Here is a 24,848-nt window from a genome sequence, read left to right on the forward strand (position 1 = left end):
TCTTTTCGGATCTCGCTTCGGAAGCATTACAAAAAGAGAATATGAATTTGGTCCCTGCGATCAAAAACTGTCTCGAGCCGATTTTCAACCGATTGGAAACCCCTAAAAAGGACAAGGATCGTTTGATTAAGATTTTCGCGAGCCAGCAAAGATTCTTAAGCACCGAAGACGAAAAGTCGTCCCAAAATAATTTCTTCCGTATGAAGGATTATTTCTACGACGCGTTTATGGTATTTAAAATCGGAGCGATCGCTGAAAACGACGAGCAGTCCATTCAGAGCGCTTTCTTCTGGGAAATTTCCGTACGGAAAAGACCGATCCCCGTTAAGAAGTTCAACGGCGGAGGTGGCGGTGGACAACAACAATCGCAACCGCAACGCCAAAATAAAAACCGCAATAAGAATTTCCGAAATCGCAATCGGGAAGAAGGCGGTCAAGGTCAACAACGCGGTGGTGGCGATCAGAAAAACAGAAGAGAAGGAAATCAAAATTCTTCCGGCTCTTCCGAATCCGAGAACCAAAATCGTAAGTCCAACGAGAATTACGGAGAAGATCGTTCCGGCGGAAATCAAAACCCCGGAAACGAATGAGAAAAACCTAATATCTCAAAATCAAAGCCGAATAAAAAAACCGATCTTGCGATCGGTTTTTTTATTTAGTTCTCCGATTCCTGAAAGTAGTTCACTACAAACTGAAGAGATGTTTTGGACCTGTAGGTGGATTCTTCCAAAGAACCCCATAGATCCAGACTTCCGGCTCTGCTGAGCAAATCTAAAAAATCCTTCCCGCGATTCCAAATCAAACACTGAATCGATTCCGGAGCGCCTAAGATTCTAAAACGAACATGTTTTCCATCGGTCATCGGTTTGGTATGATAGACCTTTGCGTTTTTGATCGAATACATGGGAACGGGATTCTCATGACCGAACGGTTCGAAGATCGAAAGCTCCTGAAAAATTTTTGCGTTCAATTCTTCCGGCTGAAGGCTGATCAGACTTTCCGTTTGTTCGAGTGCGGATTTTTTTTGTTCCTCTTCCAACCAAGGTTCCGCGTGTTCGAAGATCACCTTTGCGAGTTCGGGAATTTTATCGATCTCGAGGGAAAAACCACCGGCTTCCTTGTGACCGCCGAATTGAAAAAAGAGGGGAGCCGCTTTTTTGAGAAGGTTCAAAACGTTTTCCTTTCCGTAAGAACGAATGCTTCCCTTTGCATGTCCGTGATCGGGTGTGATGAAGAGCACGGGTCTTTTGTATTCTTCCACAAGTCTTGTCGCTACGATTCCGGAAACTCCCGGTTCGAAATCAGGTTCGTAACAAAAAAGAACGGCCTTCTCGGTTCTTTCCTTTTTTCGTTTTAAAAAACCTTCGACTTTGAAAAGATTTCTTTTGGTTCTTTCCCTTCTTTCCTCGTTGAGCTTCTGAAGTTCCTTGGCCCCCGCTTGTGCGCGGGAAGGATTCTCCTCAAGCAAAAGATTAAGAGCGACTTCGGTCGCGTTCATTCTTCCGGCGGAATTGATCATAGGACCGAGTCCCCAACCTAAGTCCTTCGAAGTCACGTGTTTCTCCGCAAGTTCCATGAGTTGCAGAAGTTGGAAAAGACCTTCCCGATGTTGGGTTTCCTTACGATAAAGTTTGAAAAGAATCTTACAACCTTCTCGGACGATGATTCGATTTTCACCGTAAAGAGGCATCATATCGGAAACGGTTCCGATCGCCGCGAGATCGAAATTCTGAAGATATTGATCGTGGATCGCGGGGTATTTTAGAAATTCATGATAGAACCATTCTCGTTCCGGATAAGAGGACTTGAACGAAAAGTTTTCGTCCACGACGGATAAGGAGAATTTAGATTCGGCTTCCTGTCTTTCCCCTTGAAAAAGAAGTTTGCCTCGGTATATTAGAAAACCTGAAAATAGAGAATTCCCGTCCGGAATCCAAACCGCGCGGTTGTATTCTTCCAGGGAAGAATAAAGATACGCCTGAATGAACTTCATCGCCAACACCGAAGTGCAGATTTTTTCGTTCGGATACAAGGAATCCTGTCGTTTCGGAGAAACCAAAAAACAATTCGGAATTCTTTCCGGGATCTCGTGGTGGTCGAGAACGATCACTTTGATTCCGAGGGAAGCGAGCTCGTCGATCTGAACGTGGTTGGTCGTTCCGAAGTCGAGTGTAATGAGAAGATCGGGTTTGTGTTTTTTTACGAAGTCCAGCGCGGCCGGACAAAGTCCGTAGTCTTCTTCGTTCGAGGTTTTGAGGATCAATTCTCCCCTATGGATCTTTTTTAAAAAACCGCCGAGTAAACTCGTGGAGGAAACTCCGTCGCAGTCCCGATCGCCGAAGAGAAGAATTTTCTTTTCGGTGCGAACGGATTCTTTTAAAAGTTCCAAGGCCGGTTCGAGGTCCGGCAATAAAAACGGAGAAGGAAGTTCTCTCAGTCCGTGATACAGAAGATGTTCCGGATGGGATTTTTCCCGTAGATGTGTTTCGTAAAATCTATGTTGAAGAGGGCTGAGATGCTGACGGAACCCGGAAGGATGTAATTCCTTTAAACCCGGGCCGTGTGAAAAAGGGGAGAGCTTTGGCATTCTTACATAGCGCTGTTTCCGCTAAATCTCGCTCCGGATTCGATTTCCAAATCGGGTGTGCGGATGTCGCCGATTACTTTGCCGGTTTTGCGAATGGATACCTTTTCGTTTGCGGAAACGTTTCCTTTCAGATTTCCTTCCACTTCCAAGGTTCCGGTTTCGATATCGGCTTCCACTTCTCCGGTGTCTCCGACCACGAGTTTTCCGGTGGTTTCGATCGTTCCTTTAAAGTTGCCTTTGATTTTCAGGGAATTGCTGAATTTCAGTTTTCCGCGGAAATGGATATCGTCTCCGATGATTGTATCGATGTGTTCGTCACTCATTCTGGCTCCAAGTTTTAAGGTCGGAGAGGCAGTTTCAAATGTTTTTTTGCGGGGAGGGCAGGGCTTGCCGGAATTCTCGGCCGCGTTTGCCGTGATCGTGCGTGCCGGGGTTGTGTGAGTTCCCACATTTGGGTGAGAATGGGGTTTGGTCGTAGTCGTGCGATCTTGTATGAGATCCTACAAAGAATTCAGATCTTCCAAACTTCCGTTCCAAACGTTCAAATCCACCGGGCCGGAAATTCCGGGAAGCCGCGCCCTGCTGTGATACTGCCAAAGAATCCATCTTTGATCCGAAAACGCATTCGGATGTTTGAATATATCCCGAATCCAAACCGGATGATCCTGAAAGTCTTCGCCGATGTATCGATCGATGAATTCATAAGTGAGATAAAGAATCGTTTTTTTACCGAAGTGAGAATCGACCCGGTTCAGAAAATCCCGGATTTCTTGGGAAACGTTTTCGATCGGAGGTCTTTCCTTACAGTTTCCTATAAATTCCAGATCCACAACCGGAGGAAGCGAGTTGGATTCTTGGGGAACGGTGGAAATAAAATTCTCGGCTTGTTCCTTACCGGATTTGCACAACGTAAAGAAGTGGTAGGCTCCTACGACGAATCCGTTTGCCTTTGCCTGTTTCCAATTGTAGAAAAAGGATTTGTCTTTGAAGTCCCCACCTTCGCTTGCTTTGATGAACACAAAAGAAACCTCGGACTTCGGGACGTTTGCCCAGTCGATTTTTCCTTGATGATTCGAAACGTCGATTCCTCGGATCGGATATTGGGAACGGGAAGGCGAAACAAACCAGATCCAACCTCGATCCAGAGCCTCATACAATCCAAGTCCGCTTAAAAAGAATAAAAGTAAGAATGGAAAAACGAAGAATTTTTTGGATTTCATGGGCGGTTCGTTTTTTGTATGAGATCCTACATTTTTGTTAGAATCGGGATTTGATTCTAATCGCGCGAACTTGTAATAGATCCCACATTTTTAGAAAATCCCGCGATTTCGAAGGAGTTCCCACACTTTCCCCGATTCTTACTTAGAACGCCGCAACCAAAATCGTTTCGATCTCGTTCTTAGGAAGTTCTCTCGGAAGAGAATCCAAAAACGGAAACGAAGCCGCGAGATTCGCGATCATAGGAAGATCGATCTTTCTCACCTCGTATTCCGAAAGTCTCTGAGGGATTTTCAATTCGATAAAAATCTTACGAATCCCTTCCACCGCCTTAATGGCCGCCTCGATCACGGAAATATTCGTGATGTCCTCGTCCAAGGCTCTCGCGATCATCACGTATTTACCGGCGGAGGAAGTCAGGTTGTATTCCATGACGTGGGGGAGAAGAATGGACATAGACTGGAAGATATCCAAATTCGTAATATTCGCACTTGCTAATGAAAGAGCGAAACAAAGCCCCAAGGAACTGGAGGACTGAGCGATCCCGGTCAAAAGACTGGCCGCATACAAACCGTTTTTATAGTTGATGTTCTTCGGATCCCGGATGGAAGGAATCAGGTTCTTTTGTAAAAGTTCGATAGCGCGTAACGCGGAAGAGATCGTAAGTTCCGTGGAAAATTTGGAAAGAATCGTATCCACCGCGGCGGCCAAAATTCCAACTCCCACCTTGGAAATATCCGTGGAAGTCATAAAGGAAGAAATCTTAGGATCTGCGATGATGAGTTCGGGGAAAAGGAGTTCGTGCGAAAAGTATTTCGTGATTCTTTCCTCACCGAGAAGAATCGTGGAGATCGGAGAACATTCCAAACCGAAAACCGGATGAGTAGGAATCAAAATCAAAGGAAGGGGTTTTTTGAGTTTCGCTTTCCGTTCGCTTAACATTTCTTCGGCGAAGATATCGTTCGTAACGAGAAGGGCGATGATCTTCGCCATACTGATCGATTCGTAAGAACCGTAACCTATGATACAATCCGCGTTCGCGATCTTCGCGAAGTAGGCGGCCGTGTCCAATTCTTCCGGAGTCGGTTCCTTGACGATATCGTCGTAGAGAATCACTCCGTCGATATGTTTTTCCAAACTGGTTTTGATGATGGAAAGTTCGTCCATATTCTCCAGCTCTTGTTGAGTGGAGAATATTACGGTTCTTGAACCTATGTTTTTGACGAAGTTACCCACCTTGTATCCGCAATCGGCTTCAAAGTGGATTTTTGGAGGAAATGTGTAGTTAACCCAATCGGGGAGTATCGGCATCGTCGTCGTCCCCCAGAGTTATCTGGTGAATCGGAATATTTCTAATTTAAATAGAGGTAAAAATCAGTTTATCCGTAACGTTCTTATTGACCCAACATTGTTTCTGAGATTCTATCCGCGATCGTATTCAAAACGTCGCCGCTCAGATTGTCATAGTCTCCGTTTTTCAACTTTTCCTTAACTTCTTTGAGTTTAACGGAACGGTCTTGATCGTCCGGAGTAGAAATAATTTTGCGAGTTATAGTTTGAACTTCTGCTTGAAGTCTAGCTTCGGATGCTTTTTGTTTTGCGGTATCGGAAATAGAAACGTTATCAAAAGCCTCTTTTGATTCCGCTTTTTTAACAGGTGCGGTTCTTTTCGGTTCGTACCCGCTTCCACCGATCCCACCGATTTTATCGATAGTCATGATTTGTTACCTCTACTGAATTCTATCGGCCGATCCAAGAGAGCCTTTAAGCATTTTTTTCCGATTCGTATTGATTAAAACCACAAATTCGCCCTTATGAGCAAAATCCTTCGGTTTTCCCGGGAGATTGGGCGAAAAAAGGAGAATTTCCTCGTGAATTTTGGTCATTTCTCGGCCCAACAGGTATTCCGCATCGGAAAAAATTTCTTTCACGGCTTCGAGTGTATCCCCGATTCTGTGGACAGATTCGAAGATCATAATGAGCCCTTCGAATTCTTTCCATTCTGCCAATTGATTTCTTTTTTTACCCTTTTTTTCGGATAAGAATCCAAGAAACAAAAACGGATTGGCCTGCCAACCGGAGATGCCGAGTAACGCGGTCAATGCGCTCGCTCCGGGAACGGGGGTGATTTTAAAACCCGCTTCTCGGGTCACTCGGATCAGATGAGAACCCGGATCGGAAACGCCGGGAGTTCCCGCGTCGGAAACAAGTGCGAATGTTTTCCCCGCTTTCAAATCTTCTAATATACCCGCGTAGGGAGTCGGAGATTGATCCCTATAGAGCGTGGAAGCCGGTGTTGAAATTGAATAGTGTTGGAACAATCTTCTGGAATGTCCCGCGTTCTCGCAAAGAATTCGGTCCGTGTTTTTGAGAATTCGAAGAGCGCGAAAGGTAAGATCTTCCAAGTTTCCGATCGGAGTGGAGATCACGTAGAGAGTTCCCGGTTCGAGTGGAATTTCGGAAGAAGTTTCTGGAGAAGAGGATTCTTCCTCTACACTCATAGATTACAGCCCGAAGGTGAAACTCCGGAAGGACAAACACAGCCCGTTTCTTCCGCGCCGGCAATCAAACAAGGATTACAGAGCGTTCCAACGGGGCAGTTTTGTTTTACCGTCGTATTGCAAGCCGCGTTGTTGCATTCCGATGGATTACAGCTCGAGCCGACAGGACAAAGATAAGGACGAGAAGAAGAACACATTCTCACCGGTGTGGATGGGTTTGAAAAGATACCGCTGTTCAAAAGAGATCTTAACGTGAACGTATAAATTTCACATTTGATAAACGGAAAAACGCCCGGTGGCGGAATCTGATTCAGAACTCGATGTGTTTGTAGTTTTGCGGAACTCGTAGAGGCTTCCGAAGCGAGATGTGGGAAAGAGGGTTGAACCCCATTCTCCAGATAAACGTTTCCACCCGCGAGAGTTTCCGCAACCGAAGGCGCCGCGGTTGTGATGTAAAGATTATAACCGACGAACTGAGGTTCCGCGTTCGTTACGAAATAGCGGATTAAAAATTCGGGTTTGTAGGAATTCGGTTCGGATACGAAGTCCACGTCCTTTGTCGCGTTGTTTGTGATTCCCTCGTTGACCGCGACCACGCTCAAAAACTGAGGAACTCCTACCGGAGAAATGAATACGAAAGGAGATTGCGCGACGTCCGTGTTCATACCACAGCCGAAAAAAATCCACAATAAGGAAAGCGCGGGAAGAATCGTTGGATGAAGAATTCTAAAGGACATTTTTATCTTGCGTGGGATTCAAATTCTCAAATATTAGAAGACGGATCCGCTATTCAGGATAGAATTTCCTAGTTCGGCGGTCTTACAATCAAAATTTCCAGATTTCTCCCGGAGCATTCCAGTGGTCAGCATTCGTAAACTAGTCCTTTATTCCGGCATTTCCATCGCGCTCGTTGCGCTTGTTTGGATTCTTTTTTCTTCCGAAGATTCGGGAGACGCGGAAAGAAAAAAAAGGGAAGCAGATAGCGTAGCCCTTCTTCTCGGCGGAGGAGGAAGTTCTTCCTCTTCTTCATCGGGCTCTTCCGGCGGCCGAACGAACGAATCCATTTTCGACTCTTCCTTTTATAAGGCGGGCAAGGGAGAATATATCGAGTCGAATTCGGGCGAAACAAAACCGGAAGACCCGAACGCGGCGGACGCGGATAACCCGATGAATCCTCAATCCAATAAACCTTATACGAACGAGGAGATGGAGCGTTTCAGTCAATTGAGGGAACGTTTTCCGAACAATTCTCTCATTCCTAAAAAGTTAAGTCCTTCCGAAAAAGAAGCGAAGAAACAGGAAGAAAATCAAATCGCGGAAGCCGCTCGAAACGTTTATGCGAGAACCGCGTCTCCGGTTCAGATCCGTTCTTATTACAATCACATGGAAAAACAAACCCAGGATAGAATGGACATCATCAACTATCTCGTGGATTTACAAAAAGGTTCCGGCGAAGAAGAAACCGAAAAGAAACTCCAGAACATTCAGGATTCCATCAAGAACCAACTCCAACAAGTGCAACGCGATAAGGAGAATGCGTTTAAACAAGCCGGGTTTTAAGTTCGATTCTACAAGTCGGTCAGCAAGCGATTCAGGCTTTCGCAGTGACGATCGATTCTAAATTCCCGAACCCCTTTCTTCGGAAAGGATCGGGAATCTGAAACTGGACTTCGGATCCAAACCGTAATCGTCCAGATGAAACGAAGGCGGCAACCTTTCCCGTTTCCATTGATTTCTGTGAAATAAAGAAATATATTTCCGAACCGATTCTTCCAAAAAGCCGGGCGCCAATTTTTGAACCTCGGGATCGCCCGAAAGAAGTTGAACGATCTCCGAAAAACCCGCGCCTCGAACCACAAAAAGTTCTTCGATTTTTTGCAAAAGAGGATATGGCATCAGATCCTTCTCGTCTTCTTGTTTGTCTTCTAGAGGTTTTAACTCCGCGCTCGGAGGAGAAAGAACGATTTCCTTCACCGATGGATATGCGGGAAGAATCGGATCTTTTCCGTCTGTGACGAACTGCATCCACTTCAAAATAAATTCTTTACTGACTCCGGTAAGAGGAGCGACCGATCCCGATGAATCCCCGTCCATCGTAGTATAACCCGCGCCCGCTTCGCTTCTGTTTCCGGTGGAAAGAAGAAGATGTCCGTTTAAATTGGCGAGCATCCAGATGATCGGAGAACGAACCCTTGCTTGAATGTTTTGCAGAACCAGATTGTGATGTTCCCAATCCAAGGAAACTCCGGTCATCTTGGAAATCTTATCCGAAATACTTTGTACTTCGGAACCGATCGTAAGATCTCCGTGAACGGATTTCACGTCGTCGGCCAATGCCTTTGCAAGGGATCTGGTTCGATCCGAATTGTTCTCAGTGGCTTGATACAATGTATAAAGAAGTTTATTCTCGTCGATTCCGATCGAGGCAAAAAAGTTTTTCCCCAATTCTTCTTGGGCGATTTTTTTCATCGCGGTAACGAGAAGCGCGCAGGTGGAACTGTCCGCGCCTCCCGAAAGGGACAACGTATAACCCTTCGTTTTAGACTGTATTAGATAATCAAAAAGTCCTAATGCTACCGCACGCGTGAAATCCTGATACGATTCCTCTTCTTTGGAAAGGGAAGGTTCGGAAACGGGGCGGTTTACCTTCGGAGTTCGTTTTGGGAATTCGATTCCGAGATAGATTCGATTTTCTTCCGAGGATTTTTTTTGCGAGAAACGATTTCCGGAAGGACGAAAGTTTTTGGCGCGATCGGCTCTGGATGCGTCGAAGTCGATTTCGCTGGAACAAAGATTGTAATCTCCGAAAAAAAGACGTTCGGATTCCGCGATCAGTTTTCCGTTTTGTGCGACCAGGGAGCCGCCTTCGAAGATCAGTCTTCCCGATTCGTTTCCGCAAAGATTGGAAAACAGATACACGTTAGACTCTCTTCTCGAACTTTCCTTAAAGATCTGTCTGCGAGTTCTTTGTTTTCCGAACGCGAAATGAGATGCGCCCGGAGAAAGAATCAAATCCGTTCCGGCTTCCGCAAGGGGAATCGAAGGTTTTTGTAAAACCCAGGAATCCTCGCAGATTTCAACGCCGAACGAAAAATGATCGGTTTCAAAAACGAGGGAACCGAACGGAATCGCGGAGCCGTCCGGTGAGACAAAATTCTCCTGTGCCTCTTCTCCTCTTGCAAACCAACGGTTTTCGTAGTGAACTCCGGTGGTCGCAAGATTGGATTTGGGAACGATCCCGGCCACGGTCCCGTTACAAAGAACCGCCGCGCAATTGAATAGATAAGGATTTTGGAATATAGGTAAACCGACTACAACGATCTTATTTTCGGTTAAGGGGAGAATCTGCGTCAAAGAGTTCCAAGATTCTTTCCAAATACGAGGAAAGAAAAAAGAATCCTCGCATCCGTAACCGGAAATACAAAGTTCGGGGAACAGAATCAGATCCGAATTCTTTTCTTGAGAGAGAACCCTTTTGATTTTATCCAGGTTCCCTTGAAAATCGAACACTCTCGTTTTGAGAGAAACCGAAGTAAGTCGCACAGACTGCATGTTGTACAGGATTCAGGTTCGAATCCGTTTTGAAAGTGTTTTTTAATTCGAAAAGGTCCGGTCATCCGGTCTACAACCGGCGCCGAACCTTCTTCGAGAAAACCGAATCGGATTTTAAGAAAGGGTTTGCAGATCACCGGAAACGATTTGTTTCCAAGTTTTGAGAGCGGACCTGAATTCTCCCTCGGCGACGCGAACCTGATTCTTATCGCCGGAAGATTCTTTTTTGGAAACAAAATCCGCCTGACGATCGATCAACGATTGTTTATACGATTGCAGTTTTGTTTCCAGATCGGCGGAGAATGGAACCTGCAATGTTTCCATTCTTTTCAAAAAACGTTTTTCGTCCATCTGCACTTTTTTGCGGAAGATCTGTTCGTCCGGGATTTGTTTTAAATCGGACGCAAGACCCAGATGATACAAACCTTTGATGAGCCACTTGCTCGGATCGTAGTCGAAAAAACGGATTCCGTTTCTGTAATCCGCTTGGAACTCGTGGTGAAAGTTATGATATCCTTCTCCGTAAGTGAACAGAGCCAAGATCCAGTTGTCCTTTGCGGTATGTTTGTCCGAAAACGGTTGTGTTCCTCGGAAATGACAAAGCGAGTTGATGAAGAACGTAAAGTGGTGGTTGATAAAAAGTCTTAAGAACCCCGCGACTAAAACGCCTCCTAAAAAATCTCCCCAAAGAAGACCGATCAAACCGGGAAAGAAAAAACACATAAAGATCGAGATCGAATAGTAGTGTTCGTACTGCCATACGATCCACTTGTCTTCCCAAAGATCGGGGATGTTCGTCAGAGAATATTCTCTTTTTTGAAACAACCAAAGAATGTGCGCGTGCCAAAATCCTTTCGTGATCGCATACGGATCTTCTTCCTTGTCCACGTGTCTGTGATGAATTCTATGATCCGCGCACCATTCCAAAACGGAACTTTGAAACGCGGCGCCGCCGAAGAGCAGGAAAAAAATTCTTACCGGAAGCGCGGCCTTGTAAGCCCGATGCGAGAATAGTCTGTGATAGCCCGCGGTGATTCCGATCCCGGTCGCGAACATCATGAATAAAAACAAAAGCCAGGTTTGATACGGGATTCCTCTCGTAACCCCAAGCCAAACGGTTCCCGCAACTCCGACGATCGGAGTTACGATTAAGAAGATCGTGGTCACCCAATTGATTGATTTTTCTTTTTGCATATTCAATTCCTAAAAGGCCGATCGGGACGTTCGTCCTGTTTCGGCCCATTTAATTAACTCTGTTAGTTATGAGCGGAAAGAGGGAAGCTGGTTGCAAAAATGGAGAATTTTTTTGAGATTTTTTTTCGAAATCGAAAACGGTTTCCAGATTCTTTCCGAGAAATTCACTGGTTAAAATCAAACGCGAATCGGAATTCACAAAAGTTTATGAAACAAGAACTGCTCGAACTCATTCGTTCCCATGCGTATCGCTATTCGGAACAACCTTTCACCCTCGCTTCGGGAAAACAATCCAGACATTACTTCAATTGTAAGGAGATCACGCTCGTTCCCGATCGTCTGGAACTTCTTTGCAGATTTATCGTAGAACAGCATTTAGGCGACTCCGGAATTTTAAAACCGGAAGCATTCGGCGGTCTTACGATGGGCGCCGATCCGATTTGCTACGGAATCAGTTTGGAATTTAGGAAACAAAAAAAGAACGTTTTCCCTTTGATCGTTCGGAAACTTTCCAAGGATCACGGAACGAAAAAGTTAGTCGAAGGCGCGGTTCACGCGGTAAAAAGTTGTATCATCGTGGACGATGTGATTACCACCGGAGGTTCTACGATTCAAGCCATCCGCAGTTTGCGTGATTCCGGAATCGAAGTCACTCAGGGAATTTGTATCTTGGATCGGGAAGAGGGCGGCAAGGATGCGATTCTTTCCGAAGGGGTTCAGATGTTTCCTATATTCAAAAAAAGTGAATTTGGGAATTTAGAACATGAGTGATTTCCCGTACGACTTCGGTAAGTTTAGAAACAACCTGATCTTAAGATCGGTCGCGGTGATCGCTCTTTATCTGGCGTTTATCGTATGGAATTTTTTGAAGGTTCCCGAAGAAAACAGAACCGACTTCGTGAGAATCTTCGGTCTTCTTTCTCTCGTTCTCGGTTTTTTACTCTACCGAAATTTTTCAAGACAGGTTCGTGTGTTGAAAGGTGCCAAGGTCGAGCTAAATTCAAATTCTTTAAAGTTATTCAATTCGAAAGGACAATCCCTCGAAACCAAACTCAAGTCCGTGGTTTCGATCGAACGAGACGTGTTCCGTTCTTATGTTCGATTTCTGATCACCACTAAGGACGATATGATTCCGGTTTTGAATCTTGCCGACCCGGATCGTTTTCAGGAAGAATTGGAAAAACATTCGGGGAAGAAGACGGTCGTTCAGGAAAAGAAAGCGGGGTTTTTTCATCCGAAAACTCTTTTGTATTTTATTCCTTCGTTCGCGATGTTTGTAGCAGTAATGTTCGGGCCGTTTCCTTTGAAGATGGAATCTTTTTATCTGATTGCGAACGTAAACGCATTGCTCGTGGCCGTTTATTTTCCGGAAGACAAGGTGAAACTCGTTTATTCCGCGAAACGAAGATGGATTTTTCTTTTGGGCGCGCTTTTGATCGCGCAGTGTCTGATTTACTTAAAGGTTTTGTAATGTTCTGAGTCGCGTTTTCTACGCGGCGTCTTCATACGGCGCTTCGTTTTCACGAGGCGCTTATACAAGAAGCTCGTTTGGTTCTACATTCTCGGCTTAGCGAGCAAATTGAGTTTTCTCTGAATCAATCTTCTGAGTTCGATCATCTCTTCCAGATACGAGGCAAGAACCTTGTCCACGTTGATGTTCTTTTCCATTTTCAAAAGACTGTCTCGAACCAAACGAAGATTTTCTTCGTCCGTGACCTTACCGGAAATGATCAGTTTTCGAATCGTCTCGAACTCGCATTTTCTAAGATGAACTCGGAGTAAAAACTCGATCGAGAATTTGGAAACCATTCTCCCCCAAGGGCTGTTCGGATTGAGATTGGCGGCCTGAGCTTGGGCTTCGATCCGATCCGCCGCTCTTTGAGAAGGAACGGGTCCGAAAGAATTCGAAAAAGAATTCATCGCGCGTGTGGGTTCGTCTATGTCCTTTCCTTCCGTGGGAGTGTCGCCTTTGGAAACTAAAATTTCTTCCATCGCTTGAACGCGGAATTCTTCCTGAAAGTCGTTCGGATTGTTGTTCATCATCCGAATGAATTCTTCAAGCATCACGGCGATGTTTACGATTCTTCCGATCGGAGTGTTGTTCAGTTCTCGGATCTTAGGAAAGAGTTCTCTTGTGATGAGGGAAGGCGATTTTTTTTTGTAATAGGTCGCCTCGTAGAGACGTTCCAATTTTTTTTCAGCGTAGTATTTCAGATCTTGAAGAATTTTCAGATCGGCGTATGCGTATGCGTCCACGCCGGGATCGTTCATCTTACTCGCCTTCTCGTCCGGCAATACGATCTTAATGACGAATATGATCTTCGCTTCCCGAAGAACCTCGAGAATGTTTCGAATGTCGTCCGGTTCTCTCGAAAAGAGAGACATCAACTCCTTGATAAAAGAATCGGACGTGGGAATTTTTTCGTCTTCTCGAAGATTGATCTTACGGATCTCTCCGGCGATTTCCAGTGCTACTTCACTCAAGGCGCTCATACGAATGATAACATCCTAAGAGAAACTGCGTTGGCGATCAAGTTGGTTTTCGTTTTCAAAAGGGAGGAATATCTCTTCATTCTTGGCTGATCCGAAATCCTAATTTTCTCAAAGTATACAAAGGAACCAAACAGGAAAGAATTCCCAACACCGGCGAGAGGATCAGAAAAAATATCGGAACCTCGGGGGATACGGTGAATTTCAAAGTCCATCCGAATGCGTTCTTGTTGATGACGTATAAAACGACCGGGGAGAGAACGAATGCGAGAACGATTCCGAAACAGGTCGAAACCACAGTGATAAAAACGCTTTCCGTCAAAAGAATCGAGTTGAGTTGTCTTAGATCGGCGCCCAGATATTTAAGAATTCCTAACGTTGTTTTTTTCGAGATCAGATTGTGAAGAAGGGAAGATACGAGCGAGATCATCGCGATGATAAACGCGGTCGTTTTTAAGGTTCCCAAAACTCCGAAAACCTTGTCCACTCCGTCCGTATAAAGTTCCCTCAGTTCCTTTACGTTCAACAATTTTAAGGAAGAATTTTGTCTTAAAATTCGAGTGATCGATTCTTCCGCGGAGGAAAGATCCGCCGGGGTATTTAAGAATATCTTAATGGAATTGTATCCTTGAAGTCCGAAAAAGGTTTCGTAGTTCTTGATATCCATCATGATCGTTCCGCGTTCGGAAAAAAAATGTTCCTTGATTCCTTTGATTTTGAATTCCTTTTTTCCGAGTTTGGTTCCGAGAAAAATCGTATCTCCGACTTTGAAGTTCTGCAGATACGCCATATTGGACGAGATTAGAATTTCGTTTTCCATTCTCGCGGAACTTTCGGGAGAATCCTTTCGATTGTATGCCCCGAACGTATATGCATGAATCGTAAAGTTTCCCTTTTCGGTTTCGACCCTAGTGTTTACACAAAAGCCGTCCAGGGATTTTACCTCCGGAAGTTTTGAGAGTTCGCTTAACAAAGAAAGGGGAACTCCTCCGTGGATTCCCGCGGCCAGATTCGAAGTATTGATTACGGTTAACTCCGCGGGAAATTCGGAATCCACCCAGTCGTTTAAAGATCTTCGATAACTGTCCGTCAAAACCGAAAGACAAACCACGAGCGAGGTCGCGAGCATCAAGGTCGCGGAAGTGAGGGTGTTTCGTAGAGGTTGGTTTCTCGTTTCTTCCAAACCTACTTTCATAAATACGAAGGACCGGTCCGATCTTTCGGAAAGTCTAAAAAAGAATATCGTAATGATCTTAAATACCCAAGGGAAACAAAGGGTCACACCGATTACGATTCCTCCGATTCCTAAAAGCCCCGTGATCGGAAGTTTCCATCGCAACGGAAAAAATGCAATCAAAGTGAAAATACAAACGAGAGAAAGACCGAATAGGAACATCTTACCGTCGTCGATTCGATTGGTTCCCGAAGAGGAATCTCTTAAAATCGAAACCGGCGAAACCCTTCCCGCGCGAAACGATGGAAACGCGGCGGAGATAAACGATCCGAGAATTCCGATTCCAAGTCCTATGATCCAAGTGGAAGAGGGGATGGACTTGTATGTTTTTAGATAGGATAAATCCGCAGAGGCGGCTTCTGGACTGAAAAAATCCATTCTCGAAAAAAGAAAACCGAGCCCGAGCCCTAAAAAACTTCCGGTGATTCCGAGAAGCAACGCTTGGGAAACAAAAAGTGCGAACGTATGGCCGGCGCTGAGTCCCATCGTTTTCAAAATTCCCAATTCTTTTTCGCGGCTTACATACAAACCGGACATCGTGTTGGAAACCATAAAGAACGCGATGATGAGGGAGATAAAGGAAATGACGAGAAGATTCAATTGAAAGGAGCGTAACGCGTTTCCGGATTTTTCGCGTATATCCTCCACGGTTTCGATTCGATAATCCGAGCCGAGTTTTTGTTCGAGAATTCTTTTCTGTTCCGTTCGGAATCGGTCCGGTTGGATGAGAAGAAAGCTAACGTGTTCCCCTGTGTCGAATCGTTCCATGGCGGATTCTATGTCTTCCATGAGAATGCTTCCGCCTTCCGTATCGAATACTTCCAGTTGCGATAGAGCGAAACTTTTTGAATTCGTTTTAACACGAGTCGAAGAGGTCCCCGTCTTTTCGAATAAGGAACGGCTGATAAAAACGGAGTTAGTTTTATCCTTCGTATCTTGCGACGTTTCGGTCGAACTTTCCTTCTGCGAGGTTCGAAACTTTTCGAATTCTTTTAAAAAATCCATACCGATGTATACGGCTCGAATCGAATCGTTGACGATGACTTCTTTTTGAAATCGAGGAGAAATCTTTACGATCCAGGAAAGAGTAGGATCGTCGGACAAGGTTTTGATCAAATCGACAGGAACGTTCTGATCCCCCGAGGCCGAGGAGATTTTGATTTTATATTCTCCCTGAAAGTATCCCATCGCAAAGTCGGTAAGACTTTTTTCGGCTTTCATTCCGTTTGCGGTCGTCGAGATGAAAAGCCCGACACCGAGAGAAATTCCGGCTAACGCAAAGAATGCGGCGACCTTATGACTTCGAAAGTATTCGAAAAGAAATAGAACGTAAATTCGATAGGACATGAATCTTCAATCCACCAAAATCCCGTCCGCCATTTTTAAACGGAATTCTCCTAACGATCCCAGTTTCTGATCGTGGGTTACTATAAAAAGTGTGAATCCGTGTTGTTTCTGAAGATCCATCAGAAGACGTATTACGTTTTCTGCATTCTTCGTGTCCAGGTTCCCGGTCGGTTCGTCTGCGAGAATCAACGAGGGGCGTTTGCAGACCGCCCTTGCGATCGCGACCCTTTGTTGTTCTCCTCCCGAAAGTTCGTCCGGTTTGTGGTTTTGTCTGGCGGAAAGTCCGACCTTTTCAAGGGCTTCTTTCGCAAGTTCGCGCGCTTCCGTTTTTCCCACGCCGGAGATGTAAAGAGGAACCGCCACGTTTTCGAGGGCGTTTAGATAGGGAAGTAGATGAAAGAATTGGAATATGATTCCAGTTTCCTCTCTTCTGTATTTCGTGAGTTCCTTTTCGTTCATCGAATGCAAGGAATGTCCGTTCACTCGGATTTCCCCCGAATCGGGAACGTCTATACCGGAAAGTATATTCAAAAAAGTTGATTTACCGGAACCGGAAGGGCCCATGAGCGTGACGATCGAGGCGCTCGGTATGTCGAGCTCCAATCCTTTGAGGACTTCCGTTTGAAGTTTTCCACTTTGATAGGATTTTCTAAGTCCGGAAATTCGGATTCTTTTTGAGTCGGTCGCGTTCGAGTTTGTCATTTGGTTTTGAGGGAACAGGAGAATTCGAATCGAAATTTGTGAAAAGTGAAAAATCAACCGACAGGAATACCTCGTGGTCGGTTTATTTTGTCGTAGATACGACAATTCTTCCCCGAAATTGAGCTTGCAAAAAAACAAAAAAGCCTCCGAAAGAATTCTCTCTCGAAGGCTTTTCGATTCTAAACTTTTAAATTCTTAGCGTGTGATTCTTGCAAGGTCGGTTCCAGGATAATAGTGTCTGAGAATTTCAACGTAATTGTAATTCTCTTTTGCCATTCCGAAACTTCCCCATTGACTGAGTCCGACTCCGTGACCGGAACCCATTCCTTTTACCAAATAACCGTTTCCTTCTTTTTGAATTCCGAATCTCAAAGAACGAACGGGAGTGCCTAACGTTTGTCTGAATTCTTTTCCGCGAATTCTGGAAGAACCTTCCGAACCGCTCAACTCCATAAGATCCACTCTTCCTGAAGCCGTTCTGGATAAAACTTGGACCGATTGAATCTCTCCAAGTTTTAAGTTTGAGAATTTGGAATTGATCAGTTCCCCGGAAATCGTTTCTTTCCAATAAAAGTTGTCGCCGGCGCGATCGAACTCCGAAGCGACCGTGGAAAGATAAGGAATTCTTTTTCCACCCCATACGTTTTCGGGAGTTTCCGTTTTACCGCCGCTGTTCGAATGAAAGAACGCTTGGATCGGATTTTCCTCGAAGACGGCCATTACTCCTGTGGTGTCTTGAACGGCCTTCGTCGTAGATGGATGTTCTTTTTCTATGCCGCCATACACTTGAGAATTTACGGTTGCTTCCACGTCGTAAAGCGCATTCTTTTTATTTAATATTTCACGAACTGCATAGGTTCTTGCGCAGATTGCCTGAGCCTTCAGAGCTTCCACGGGCCAACCGTAAGGAACCTCGGAAGGAACCACTGCGTAAAGATATTCTTCCAAAGGAAGAACGTTAACCACCAAGGCGGCCCCTTGTCCTTGAGGAATGAGTTGGATCGCTCCTCTAACCTTTAAGGACTTGTATTCAAGACCCGCATTCTCACCCACAAAACGAATCGGCGCTTTTAAACGGGAAGAATCCAACGAGATGATATCGATTCCTTTTTTAATGAGAAGATCGTTCGCGTCATACACGGAAATGATTCCTTCTCCGCGGATTTGAAGATCTCCTTCGGACTTGCCAAGAAGCACTCGAACCTCGTGAACCGAACGGCTTTTATACGGAGGCGTCCAAGGACGAATGATGACGGTATTACAACCCGTTTCCAAAAATACGAGGATTAGAATTAAAAGCAAAACTAGTTTTCTGATCATAAGAATTCCCGGAGATACGTCTATCTCTCTTCTTGAATATCGTAGAGAACCGAAAATCCCTGCAGAGATTTTTGGGTTTAGCGGGGGGATTTGGCGGAAGAAACAGGGCGGATTTTATACTGAGAGCGAATCGAAGGCAAGTGCGTAGGAGTTCTTCTTTAAACGGACATGTAACGAAATCGGAATGTATGCCCTTTATACGGAGACTGTGAGCTCAAAATTTAAGCAGATGAAATGAATGTGTTTTTTTGAGTAAAAAGATTATTTTTTCCTTTCATTTGGATAAACCAATAAAAAAGCTATTTTTGAAGTAATCCCTTCGTTTACAAAATATAGATGAAAGTGTTTGATTTCACGTGATTCGAGCAATTTAAGAATCCCGCTAAATTTAATGAGAATTGTATTTTCTCCTTAAAATATTAAAATTAGAATTTAGGAGCAAGTGAAGATTTATGAGAATCATATCTTTGTGTTTGATCATTTTGAGTCTTTCTTTTTGTGGTCAAGCGTATATAAAAGCTCGATCTAATTCTTTAAGTGAGACCAATCGATATTCGAATACGTATTTATATTGGTTTTGGGGCTCAACACCAACCCATACTGTCGATGTAAGTAAAATTTGTCCCCCAGGCGACTCCCTCATTGAAGCCCGGTATTACCATTCATTTGTAGGATATATGGCCTTAATTGCCACCTGGGGTATTGTAGTTCCTATTCAACTTGAAGTCACTTGCGCTAAATAAAGGAAAAGATTAATGAAATTATATGTTATTCAGTGTTTCTCTTTAATAATCCTCTTGTTTGCGAATTGTATATCGATGAGAATTATCGATCCGACTAAAAAAATGGCTAACGGCATCCCTGAAGAACGTATGACCCTTACCCTTTTTGGCGTTAGAGCGAATGACCCAAATATGATATGCGAAGGTGGTTTGCAGGAAGTTCAGTTTGAGCGTCCGTTTTGGGCCGCGTGGATAATGGAAATATATGGAATATTACCTCTATTTGTTAACGTTCGAAAAAGTGTTTCGATATGTGCTGAATCCGGAACAAGTTCCAGTTTAGATTCCGCCAATTTTAACGATATTATTTCGCTCAAGAATGGAGAAATTATTACCGGAGTAAAAACCGCAGTGACAGGAGATTCCGTTGTAGTCACAACAAAGGACGGTAAAGTTTCGGTTTATAGAAAAAGAGAAGTCTCGGGAATTAAGAAGAATTAAATTCGCTCTGCTGATTCAAATCAGATTGAATTTAACGATTATCCTTGAAGGAAGTTATTCACCTTCAAGGATAATCTAGTTTTACGAAATTATAATATATTAAAAGGACTCCATCGATGAAAAAAGTCTTATTCATTTATATAACACTGATCGTTTTTATTGCAAGTTGTGCTAAAGGACAAGGGAGTTCGAATTCGGGTTCGAAAAAAAGTTCCTTTTCAAGTATTCCCACATTCATCGTCGGCTCGGTGGAAATTAATCAAAAAGCGAGTAATTCAGGGGACATCATTGAAGGAGATCAAACGATTCGAATCGGAAGCGGATCTCTTGCCGATATCCAGATTCGTGGCTTCCAATCTCAAATTACTTTTAGAGCGAAAACGCAAACGGAACTGAATCTTTATTCTCGAGTGAAAGACGATAAACGGACTCTAATCGTTTTTCTAAAAAAAGGGGATTTGCTTTTTTCCGTAAAAAAACTTCAAAAAGACGAAAGCGTTCTCATTTTCACACCTTCTATGAAGGCAATGGTAGTCGGAACTCAGTTTAAGGTCGTAGTAAAAGAAGACGCCACAACAAACATTAAGGTTGCCGACGGAAGCGTGGATGTTCGGCCTTCCGATCCTACGTTGGAACTTCTTATGAACTCCGAAGAAACGGATTCCAAGACTAAGGAAAAAATCAACGCGGCTTTTGGACAAGGACAGGTGCTTGAATCCGGAAAGGAAACGACGGTTACGAACGGAAAAATCAAAGAAGCGCTCAAAGATCCGGAACTTTTGAAATTATTGGAAAGCCCGGAGTTAAAAAATATCAAAACGCCGACCGAGCCGGCCGAAAACGCGGAACTTAAAAAACAACTCGCGGCGTTGGAATCCAAACTACCGGAGAGCATTGCGGTAGGAGAAATTAAAACTTCCCAAGGTTTGGCGGGAAATACTTTAAAAGATCTTCAAAAAGAGTCGTCTGAGATCGTGAGTGTTTCGGATAACAATCAAAAGACCGGACAAGAATTGAAAAAAGAAATTGATAGCGCTCTTAAGGAAAATAACGGCGTTTTATTATCAACCATGGGAAAGGTCCTTGGAAAAGGAGCTGAAACCCTGGTTTTAAAGAACGGACAAAACGTTACTGGAATTATTTATCAGACAGGTAGCAATTACAATGTCAAAACTCCTCAAGGGGAATTGCACTTTTCTGAATCTCAAGTGTCCGGTCTAAGATTTTAAGAAACGGTGATCTTGTGTTTATTCGGATTCTCTTTTTAATTTTTTTTGTATCCTGTTCAACTTCTAAGTCCAATCTTCTTTCGAGTGATGGCCAGAAGAAGCGTCTATTGATCGATAAATTCGATTATTTAGAAAATAAAAAACTGAAGCCGATTGCCGCTGGTTTGACGAGCACTTTGACAAACGGCTTATCGAGAATTCCCACTTTAGAGGTTGTCGGACCTTCCGAAAAAGCCAGCGCTCTAAAACTGATTAAGGAAAAACAACTCTACGGAGAAGAAGTGGATCCTGCGGAATTTCTCAGCAAGATTACTGCGGCCGATTACTTTTGCAATGGAGACATTCAAGCGGAACAGAATGCGGCTCTTGTCAATGTAAGAATTTCCGATGCTCACAAAGGTTCACTTATCTTGAGTTCTTCTACTCGAGGTAACTTAGAAAAACCGATCACACTGCAGGAAAAGATCGTTGGAAACCTGCTTTCAAATATAGATAGCAACGATGCCGAAGCAAACACCGCGCTTGTAAGCAATTCTTCGACTAAGAACGAATCTGCGTTTTCATTTTATGCGCAAGCTTCCGATATTCTCTATTCCGAACCTCAAAAAGCCGCGATCCTTTTGATCAGCGCATTGAAGAACGATCCCGAATACTTGGATGCTTTGGAAGATCTCGCCAATACTCTTTTTCAAATCGGGGAAACTAAAAAGTCGATGGAGTTCCTCGTAAGAAAGAAAGAGGTTCTCGAACGTAAACAACTTCAGAACACGGTGGATTACGCAAACACCCTCTGCAATCTCGGAGTTACTTATTTTTCCTTAGGAGAAAGAGAAAAAGCGATGCAGTTGTGTCTTCAAGACAAGGAATTGAAAGAATCCTTGAAACTCAAAAAGACAAAGCTCTACGCGAATACTCTTCAAACGATCGCTTCTTTTCACGTGTATCAAGGACGATATAAAGAAGGAATCCAATTGTTCGAATCTGCGAGAACCATACTGACTACGTTGGGATTGGATAAGACGTTCGACTACGCGGATCTTTTAACCTCTTTGGGTTCGGCTTATAAACAGAACGGAGAACCCGAATTCGCAGGCGGACTTTATAAGGACGCGGAAAATATTTACCAAGAAATTGGACTTTCTACCACTAGTTCTTACGCGGCTTTGTTAACCAATCAAGGGTTGCTTCATCTCGCGAAAAAAGAATATAAGGAAGCTCTAAAAAAATTCATTCAAGATAAGTCCATACAAGATAAGCTTGGTCTGGGAAAATCGGACGGATACATCGTCACTTTGAATAATTTGGCTATCGTTTTATCGGAATTAGGTGAAAAGAAAAAGGCCACCGAGTTTCTTCAACTGGCGAATAAACTAAAATCAAGCAAAAAGAAAAATTAATATAGTTTTGTGGACGCTCGGCGCGAGCCGCAATTAAAAACGGTCTTCTTGTTTTTATTTAAGTAAAATTGAATCGAGGATTTTTTTACATGCAAAATATTCATAACTCTCATTCGAAGAAATATTTCTCGAGAATATGGGCTCTATCGTTTGCAATCATCATTTTTTTCGGAATCAATGCTTGTTCCTCTACGCAGGACGGCTCCGGAAAACAAGATAAATTTGTATATGTCAACAACGTTCAAGGCATCAACGAAGACGATTTCGAACTCAACGCAAAAAGAAAAATTCTGGAGAACGGTCTCGGAGAATTGATCGAAGGCGGTTCGCAAGCGATCGATGGACAATTAAAAGAAATGATCGTGAATTCTTCGACCGAAGGATTTGTGACCGAATTTTCAAGAATCGGTTCCTTTCGAAAAAAGGGCAATCTATTGGAAGCGGACGCAAAGGGAAAGGTGAGCCGCAAAGCTGTCGAAGACGCGCTTAAAGAAAGATACAGAGATCTCGGTAAACCTAAGTTTCTTATGATTATCGATGAAAAAATATTAGGAAAATCGAATGCAGGTTCTTCGGTATCGATCTCGGAAAACGCAATCGTAAAAAAATTCGTCGAATTTGATTTTTTAGATAAGAATCAGTTTAGCAGAATTTTGGCAAAAGAGGGCGGAAAGACCGTCGGAGTGTATGGAAATCAATCTTCCGAAGGGAAGGCGATTTCTGCCGCGGCCGAAATGGAAGCGCAGATTCTATTGGTTGGTCAGACGGAAGTTACGAACGCTGGAGATATCGAAGACAGCGGACTGAAATCCTATCAAGCGGTACTTCGTTTCAAAATTTTCGATGTGAATACTGCAAGAATCATCGCGGCGGATAATACGAACGGAGCGTTTCCTCACGTAAGTCCGGAAACCGGATCTCAGGAAGCGATTCGTAAGGCCGTGGACAAGGCTTATCCTAAGATTCGCGATCAAATCTCTATGAAATGGAGACCCGGAAATCTGATTCGAGTCAAACTCGAAGGCATCGCATATGACGATTATGTCGACAAGGACATTAAGGGTTTAATTCGCGGGATCAAAGGCGTAAACAGCGTATCCGAAGCCAGTAGCGGAAATACGAATAAAATGATAGTTTTAGAAGTGGAAGCCCTTTTTAACGGAAGCAATCTTTACCAAAAGATGAGAGAAAGAAAGAGCGATTTTGGTTTCGAGTTTACTCAGAAAGAAGTAAAACCGACTTCTGTTCATATCATCAAAAAGTAATTCATATTTTACTAATATATCTCAAGTGTTTAATGTCACCTCGACGCCCGGAGAAACTCAATTCTCGGGCGATGAAGTATCTTTCGCGCTCAGAAATGCAACCGATTCCAGGTGAGGAGTTTGCGGATACGGATCAGTGATTAGAATTTTTTGAATTTGAAACGTATCCTTCAATTTCATCAAATCTTCTTTTTGAGAACTTGGATTGCAGGAAACATACAGAAAAAAGGAAATTTTAGAATTTTTCAGAGCATCAATCACGAATTCTCCAAGTCCTGCCCGAGGAGGATCCGCTATTAAGACGTTCTTCTCCTTTGTTTGAAAAAGATTCTCTAGACCGGCCGAAGCTTTTTTGGAGAATAGATCTTCTCTCAAATAAGAAAATTGAATATTCGGAAAATCAAATTCCATTTGTTTACGGGCGATCTCCAAAGAACTTTCGATCGAATCGATGCCCGTGATTTTTTTGAATTTGTGCCCGAAGATTCTGCTGAAAAAACCGGAACCGCAAAATAGATCGATCAGATGATCCGAAGTTTTTGGAATCTCATTTTCTATAAAATTCAAAATCGGTTGAAAACCTTCCGGATTTGGTTGAAAAAAAGAATCGAATGGAACTCTGAATTCCTTTCCGGAAACAAGTTCTTGATATGATTCTTTTCCCCTGAGAATTTTTACTTCTCCCATCGCGGAGATTTCCCCCCGTCTTCGGTTGAAACAAAAAAGAAGATGGTCCGCCTTTAGAGATTGAAGGCAGGCTTCCGCGAATTCTTTTTCTTCGTTTGAGTCCTTAAATTCTTCCGCGAAAGTTAGAATCGTCATTAGATCGGAAGTATTCTTCGCTTTTCTCAACGTGATATATTTTAGAGATCCTGAATCCGATCTGCGATCATACGGAATGTTCGGAAAGTTTGCGATCAACGTTCGAAATCTTTTTAGTTCTTCATTGGATTCGTCGCTTTGTATAAAACAAGTTTCCAAATCCACTATATATCGAAATGAACCCGCCTCTCTTTGCCCGATCGTCGGACCCGGAAAAACGGCGAAGTCCATTCGATTTCTATAATGGAGTTGATTTTGAGCGGGGATAAGAATCGGATCGATTCCGAAATCTTTTTTATAACTTTCTAAAAGGTTTGCCGTTTTATAAATGAATTGTTCTTCGTACGGGATATGTTGTGCGGAACAACCTCCGCATCGCGTGAATGCGGGACAGGGCGGCGTGACGGCTCTCGGAACCTGTGAAATTAATTCTAATTTTGCGGACGGTTTTCTTCGTTTCTTTTTAAACAGCGTGACGTTATACGAATCGCCGGGAAGAGAATAGGGGACTTCGATACGATTCTTTTCAAAGGTTAGAGTTCCTCGCAGGTTTGTTCCGATTTTTTCGACTTCGGCGATGCCGTTCGGTCTATGAGGGGGGGAATTTGCGTCTGACATAGAAGATTTTTAACAAGAAATAGATCAAAAATGCGAAGTAATGTCTGCTTTGGCTTTATTAAGGATATAACGAGTGACACACTATTTTTATCAAACCTTTCTTTGTTTGATATTCGTTTTATAATGATTTTAAAAAAATACATAAGTTT

The 24,848-nt window shown here is 43.6% G+C and carries 22 protein-coding genes (1 of these 22 cut by a window edge); 8 read left to right on the forward strand and 14 right to left on the reverse strand.

Annotation, left to right across the window (positions count from 1 at the left end; genetic code table 11):
* Positions 1–590 carry the end of a polynucleotide adenylyltransferase PcnB gene (gene pcnB, locus CH367_RS18005; RefSeq protein ID WP_100763883.1) on the forward strand. 949 nt of this gene lie to the left of the window's left edge, so 590 of the gene's 1,539 nt are visible here — the last part of the coding sequence; its start codon lies off the left edge, out of view; it ends in the stop codon at positions 588–590.
* A gap of 65 nt (positions 591–655) precedes the next feature.
* On the opposite strand, the gene recJ is transcribed toward pcnB, so the two are convergent.
* The 7 genes from recJ to CH367_RS18040 all read right to left on the reverse strand — a co-directional run bounded on the left by recJ (position 656) and on the right by CH367_RS18040 (position 7,043).
* Complete coding sequence (gene recJ, locus CH367_RS18010) at positions 656–2,587, reverse strand: single-stranded-DNA-specific exonuclease RecJ (protein WP_100763884.1); 1,932 nt, start codon at positions 2,585–2,587, stop codon at positions 656–658.
* A gap of 2 nt (positions 2,588–2,589) precedes the next feature.
* Positions 2,590–2,910, reverse strand: a complete 321-nt coding sequence (locus tag CH367_RS18015) for a bactofilin family protein (protein WP_100763885.1) — start codon at positions 2,908–2,910, stop codon at positions 2,590–2,592.
* A gap of 177 nt (positions 2,911–3,087) precedes the next feature.
* Positions 3,088–3,807: a glycoside hydrolase family 25 protein gene (locus tag CH367_RS18020; protein ID WP_100763886.1), complete on the reverse strand. Its 720-nt coding sequence runs from the start codon at positions 3,805–3,807 to the stop codon at positions 3,088–3,090.
* A gap of 142 nt (positions 3,808–3,949) precedes the next feature.
* Positions 3,950–5,116, reverse strand: a complete 1,167-nt coding sequence (locus CH367_RS18025; RefSeq protein WP_100763887.1) for an iron-containing alcohol dehydrogenase — start codon at positions 5,114–5,116, stop codon at positions 3,950–3,952.
* An 83-nt stretch (positions 5,117–5,199) separates the two neighbouring features.
* Positions 5,200–5,523 (reverse strand): hypothetical protein, encoded by a 324-nt coding sequence (locus CH367_RS18030; RefSeq protein WP_100763888.1) that lies wholly within the window; start codon positions 5,521–5,523, stop codon positions 5,200–5,202.
* A gap of 12 nt (positions 5,524–5,535) precedes the next feature.
* Entirely contained in the window at positions 5,536–6,306 is a 771-nt protein-coding gene (rsmI, locus tag CH367_RS18035; protein WP_100763889.1) for a 16S rRNA (cytidine(1402)-2'-O)-methyltransferase, read from the reverse strand.
* Complete coding sequence (locus CH367_RS18040; RefSeq protein ID WP_100763890.1) at positions 6,303–7,043, reverse strand: LIC11073 family putative lipoprotein; 741 nt, start codon at positions 7,041–7,043, stop codon at positions 6,303–6,305. The genes rsmI and CH367_RS18040 overlap by 4 nt, the downstream gene beginning before the upstream one ends.
* 121 nt (positions 7,044–7,164) lie before the next feature.
* On the opposite strand from CH367_RS18040, the gene CH367_RS18045 reads away from it, so the two are divergent.
* Complete coding sequence (locus CH367_RS18045; protein WP_100763891.1) at positions 7,165–7,866, forward strand: LIC_20245 family lipoprotein; 702 nt, start codon at positions 7,165–7,167, stop codon at positions 7,864–7,866.
* Positions 7,867–7,923: 57 nt separating this feature from the next.
* On the opposite strand, the gene nadE is transcribed toward CH367_RS18045, so the two are convergent.
* Together nadE and CH367_RS18055 are read right to left on the reverse strand one after the other, a co-directional pair.
* A complete protein-coding gene (gene nadE, locus CH367_RS18050) occupies positions 7,924–9,858 on the reverse strand; it encodes an NAD(+) synthase (RefSeq protein ID WP_100763892.1) in 1,935 nt (644 codons plus the stop codon).
* A gap of 114 nt (positions 9,859–9,972) precedes the next feature.
* Complete coding sequence (locus tag CH367_RS18055) at positions 9,973–11,052, reverse strand: acyl-CoA desaturase (RefSeq protein ID WP_100763893.1); 1,080 nt, start codon at positions 11,050–11,052, stop codon at positions 9,973–9,975.
* Positions 11,053–11,259: 207 nt separating this feature from the next.
* Between CH367_RS18055 and pyrE the strand changes: the two genes are divergently transcribed.
* Both pyrE and CH367_RS18065 read left to right on the forward strand, forming a co-directional pair.
* On the forward strand, positions 11,260–11,823 hold the full coding sequence (gene pyrE, locus CH367_RS18060; protein WP_100763894.1) for an orotate phosphoribosyltransferase: 564 nt from the start codon (positions 11,260–11,262) through the stop codon (positions 11,821–11,823).
* Positions 11,816–12,523 carry a hypothetical protein gene (locus CH367_RS18065; protein ID WP_100763895.1) on the forward strand — a complete coding sequence of 236 codons (708 nt, stop codon included), beginning with the start codon at positions 11,816–11,818 and terminating at the stop codon, positions 12,521–12,523. The genes pyrE and CH367_RS18065 overlap by 8 nt, the downstream gene beginning before the upstream one ends.
* 83 nt (positions 12,524–12,606) lie before the next feature.
* Here the strand turns inward: CH367_RS18065 and CH367_RS18070 are convergent, their stop codons facing one another.
* From CH367_RS18070 to CH367_RS18085, 4 genes are all read right to left on the reverse strand, one after another.
* On the reverse strand, positions 12,607–13,545 hold the full coding sequence (locus CH367_RS18070) for a hypothetical protein (protein ID WP_100763896.1): 939 nt from the start codon (positions 13,543–13,545) through the stop codon (positions 12,607–12,609).
* Between the two features lie 76 nt (positions 13,546–13,621).
* Positions 13,622–16,123, reverse strand: coding sequence for an ABC transporter permease (locus CH367_RS18075; protein WP_100763897.1), 2,502 nt, complete (start codon positions 16,121–16,123; stop codon positions 13,622–13,624).
* Between the two features lie 6 nt (positions 16,124–16,129).
* Positions 16,130–16,825 (reverse strand): ABC transporter ATP-binding protein, encoded by a 696-nt coding sequence (locus tag CH367_RS18080; protein WP_100763898.1) that lies wholly within the window; start codon positions 16,823–16,825, stop codon positions 16,130–16,132.
* 195 nt (positions 16,826–17,020) lie between these two features.
* Complete coding sequence (locus CH367_RS18085; RefSeq protein WP_100763899.1) at positions 17,021–18,145, reverse strand: SpoIID/LytB domain-containing protein; 1,125 nt, start codon at positions 18,143–18,145, stop codon at positions 17,021–17,023.
* Positions 18,146–18,963: 818 nt separating this feature from the next.
* Here CH367_RS18085 and CH367_RS18090 point away from each other — a divergent pair.
* From CH367_RS18090 to CH367_RS18105, 4 genes are all read left to right on the forward strand, one after another.
* Positions 18,964–19,368 (forward strand): hypothetical protein, encoded by a 405-nt coding sequence (locus CH367_RS18090; protein WP_165783327.1) that lies wholly within the window; start codon positions 18,964–18,966, stop codon positions 19,366–19,368.
* 116 nt (positions 19,369–19,484) lie between these two features.
* The gene (locus tag CH367_RS18095) at positions 19,485–20,597 is read left to right on the forward strand and encodes a FecR domain-containing protein (RefSeq protein WP_100763901.1); all 1,113 of its coding nucleotides are present in this window, start codon (positions 19,485–19,487) and stop codon (positions 20,595–20,597) included.
* Positions 20,598–20,704: 107 nt separating this feature from the next.
* The gene (locus CH367_RS18100) at positions 20,705–21,994 is read left to right on the forward strand and encodes a tetratricopeptide repeat protein (RefSeq protein WP_100763902.1); all 1,290 of its coding nucleotides are present in this window, start codon (positions 20,705–20,707) and stop codon (positions 21,992–21,994) included.
* An 89-nt stretch (positions 21,995–22,083) separates the two neighbouring features.
* The gene (locus CH367_RS18105) at positions 22,084–23,259 is read left to right on the forward strand and encodes a hypothetical protein (RefSeq protein ID WP_100763903.1); all 1,176 of its coding nucleotides are present in this window, start codon (positions 22,084–22,086) and stop codon (positions 23,257–23,259) included.
* A 57-nt stretch (positions 23,260–23,316) separates the two neighbouring features.
* On the opposite strand, the gene rlmD is transcribed toward CH367_RS18105, so the two are convergent.
* Positions 23,317–24,699, reverse strand: a complete 1,383-nt coding sequence (rlmD, locus tag CH367_RS18110) for a 23S rRNA (uracil(1939)-C(5))-methyltransferase RlmD (protein WP_100763904.1) — start codon at positions 24,697–24,699, stop codon at positions 23,317–23,319.
* Positions 24,700–24,848: the final 149 nt, after the last annotated feature.

Origin of the sequence: Leptospira barantonii (assembly GCF_002811925.1) — a bacterium.
Lineage (GTDB): Bacteria > Spirochaetota > Leptospiria > Leptospirales > Leptospiraceae > Leptospira > Leptospira barantonii.